3 protein-coding genes are annotated in these 3,619 nt (G+C 33.8%); 2 read left to right on the top strand and 1 reads right to left on the bottom strand.

Annotation, left to right across the window (positions count from 1 at the left end):
- On the bottom strand, nt 1–1,047 hold a 1,047-nt coding region (locus tag VFS71_RS00510), incomplete at its 3' end, for an amino acid permease (protein WP_326398707.1).
- Between the two features lie 253 nt (nt 1,048–1,300).
- Between VFS71_RS00510 and VFS71_RS00505 the strand changes: the two genes are divergently transcribed.
- Together VFS71_RS00505 and VFS71_RS00500 are read left to right on the top strand one after the other, a co-directional pair.
- Nucleotides 1,301–2,185, top strand: a complete 885-nt coding sequence (locus VFS71_RS00505) for a ComEA family DNA-binding protein (RefSeq protein ID WP_326398706.1) — start codon at nt 1,301–1,303, stop codon at nt 2,183–2,185.
- A gap of 17 nt (nt 2,186–2,202) precedes the next feature.
- On the top strand, nt 2,203–3,342 hold the full coding sequence (locus VFS71_RS00500; protein ID WP_326398708.1) for an acyl-CoA dehydrogenase family protein: 1,140 nt from the start codon (nt 2,203–2,205) through the stop codon (nt 3,340–3,342).
- The last annotated feature ends 277 nt before the right edge of the window (nt 3,343–3,619 follow it).

Genomic DNA, 3,619 nt, shown 5'->3' with positions numbered 1-3,619 from the left:
TAACATTACTAAAATAACAGATGAAAAACCTGCTAATATGGCAACAGTAACAAATTGAGCAAGCCAGTTGTAACTTTCTCCCATAGCATGTATGATTGCATTAGCAACAGATGCTTCTTTACCGCTAGTTCTAAAGAATTCAACTGGTTCAAGACCTGTTAATACATGTCCAAAAAGAATATATAAAACAGTACACACTGCCAAAGATCCTAAAATACCGATTGGCATATTCTTTTTAGGGTTGATAGTTTCTTGTGCGGCAGTACTCACGGCATCAAATCCGATGAAAGCAAAGAAAACAGTACCAGCAGCACCTAATATTCCCATAATTCCTCCATAGGCATGTCCTACTCCGTGTTCATCAGTAAAAACATCTGTTGGTGGAATGTAAGGGGTATGGTTTGTTGGATTAATGAAATGCCAACCTAATACAATAATTAGTATTACAATTAGAACTTTAACGACAACTATGATTCCATTTACCACAGCTGATTCATGTATTCCTTTTATCAATAATAAACTGATTACGGCAACTATAAAAAGAGCGGGTAAATTTATGATTCCATGTTCTCCAGTTAGTGATGTTTGAAATGGTGAATGACAATAGGCAAAGGGGATGGGATCCATATGCAGCACATTTGTGAGTAAATTATTTAGATATTCACTCCAGGCAATTCCCACTGTTGCAGCACCTACGGCATATTCAAGAATTAAATCCCAACCAATAATCCAAGCTAAAAATTCACCCATCGTGGCATAAGTATAAGTGTATGCACTTCCGGAAATTGGAATAGAAGACGAAAGCTCTGCGTAACACAATCCTGCTAATGCGCAACCAATGGCGGCTACAACAAAAGCTATTGTTACTGATGGTCCTGCACTTTGTGCAGCTGCGGTTGCTGTTCTAACGAATAATCCGGCACCAATAATTGCACCGATTCCTAATGCAACTAATGACCAAGCGGTTAGTGTTCTTTTTAATCCTTTTTCAGAATCAGCAGCTTCGGCTAATAGTAGAGCTAATGGTTTTCTTTTCCAAATAGACATGGTTTTTATGGTTTAAATGTTATTAAGCGCCAAATGTATTGTTTTTTATAAAAAATAAAAATTATAATTTCATTTAACTAACAAATTAATGATGTATTCAGCTTTTTTATTTAGAAAAAAAATAGTAGGAACTTTTTTTATGGGTTTAATTAATAATTAGTATTAATATTTTTCTTATAAAAAGATTGATATGTAAATAATTTTTATATTTTTAGATTTCAAATGATTTTCTCAAAATCAGGCAATTTTAACTATGACTTTTAATACAATTAAAGATTATTTTAAATTTTCACGAGAACAGCGAACTGGGATTATTGTTTTGTTCGGAATTATTATAATTCTTCAATTGGTGTATTTTTTTGTTGATTTTAATCCAATTCAAGAAAAAGATTTAGGGAAGCAACAGTGGCTTTCTTTGCAGGCAGAAGTAGATTCTTTAAAATTGCATCGATCCGATGTTAAACCTGCTATTTATCCTTTTAATCCTAATTTTATTTCAGATTACAAAGGCTACAAACTGGGAATGTCTGTTAAGGAAATAGATCGACTTCTAGATTTCAGAAAAGGAAATAAGTTCGTTAATTCTGCTAAAGAATTTCAAGATGTAACAAAAGTTTCAGATTCATTATTGAATGCGATTGCTCCATTTTTTAAATTCCCCGATTGGATAAGTCATAAAAAAGAGTTCAAGGATTATAAGTATGTTCATAATTCGGCTTTCGCCAAAAAAGAGAAAATAGTTTTAATTGATATTAATCAAGCGACGAAAGAAGATTTAATTAAGATAAACGGGGTAGGAGAAATAATTTCTCTTCGTATTTTAACTCAAAAAGAAAAATTAGGAGGATTTGTATCTATGGAGCAGCTTAAAGATGTTTGGGGATTGTCTCCAGAAGTAATTTTGAATTTAAATAATCATTTTAAGATTGCAAAACTTCCCAATTTGATTAAAATAGATGTCAATAATGCATCAATAAAAGAGCTTTCTCAGTTTTTTTATTTCAAATATGACCTAGCAAGACAAATTGTAAAATATAGAAGTATGAACGGCGATTTTAAAAATATTGAGGATTTGATAAAAATTAACGGCTTTCCTGTTGAAAAAGCAAATTTTATTGCCTTATATTTGGACTTTTAATATAAAAAACATTTATGATGAATTTTGATTACAACGAAACACAATCTTTAATAGCACAATCTATAAAAGATTTTGCCGAAAAAAATATAAGACCTTATATAATGGAGTGGGATGAAGCTCAAATTTTCCCAGTTCCTTTGTTTAAAAAACTTGGTGAAATGGGATTTATGGGAGTTCTGGTCCCGACTGAATTAGGAGGCTCAGGATTGGGTTATCATGAATATATTACTGTTGTGGAGGAAATTTCAAAAGTTGATCCTTCCATAGGATTGTCTGTTGCGGCCCATAATTCATTATGTACCAATCATATTTTGACTTTTGGAAATGATGAGCAAAAGAAAAGATGGATTCCAAAACTAGCGACTGCAGAGCATATTGGTGCTTGGGGTTTAACGGAACATAACACAGGATCTGATGCAGGCGGAATGAATACTACTGCAGTTCGTGACGGAGATTTTTGGGTGGTAAATGGAGCTAAAAACTTTATAACACATGCTATTTCGGGAGATATTGCAGTGGTAATTGTTCGCACTGGTGAAAAAGGAGATTCCAAAGGAATGACTGCATTTGTATTTGAAAAAGGAATGCCTGGTTTTACATCGGGTAAAAAAGAAAACAAACTAGGAATGCGCGCTAGTGAAACAGCCGAGTTGATTTTTGACAATTGTCGTATTCCAGATGCCAATAGATTGGGTGAAGTAGGGCAGGGGTTTATTCAAGCAATGAAAATTCTTGATGGCGGACGCATTTCAATTGGAGCTTTGTCGTTAGGAATTGCAAAAGGAGCTTATGAAGCGGCTTTGAAATATTCTCAAGAAAGATATCAGTTTGGACAACCAATATCTGACTTTCAAGGGATTTCTTTTAAATTGGCTGATATGGCTACCGAAATCGAAGCATCAGAATTATTATTACACAAAGCGGCTTTCCTTAAAGAGCAACACAGACCTGTTACCACATTAGGTGCAATGGCCAAAATGTATTCGTCAGAGGTTTGTGTAAAAGTGGCTAATGATGCTGTTCAAATACACGGAGGTTATGGTTATACTAAAGATTATCCAGTAGAAAAATTCTATAGAGATTCAAAATTATGTACCATCGGTGAAGGAACCACCGAAATTCAAAAAGTAGTAATTTCCAGAAATTTATTGAAATAAATATTTAGGGCGTGCCCCCGTTGAGTAAAGGAGGCTGCTTATCGGAGCGGTTATTCGCCTCCTTTACTCAACGGGGTCAGGTCATCCGCGCTACTTCGGTAGCTAGCTTCTATCCTTCACGCGTGACCAAGAGTATTTTCGGTTTGGATCCTATTTTTGGTGCTGTTAAAAAATAAATTCAAAAAAATAAAAATAAAGTACTCAGAATTAAAAATAATGTTTAATTTTGCGCACTTAACGAAAGGGGGTGATAAAATTATGTTAATTATACCAATTA

Source organism: Flavobacterium sp. (assembly GCF_035760125.1).
Taxonomy (GTDB): Bacteria; Bacteroidota; Bacteroidia; order Flavobacteriales; family Flavobacteriaceae; genus Flavobacterium.
The sequence above is the reverse complement of the archived record's forward strand: the minus strand, read 5'-3'. Positions and strand labels throughout refer to the sequence as shown.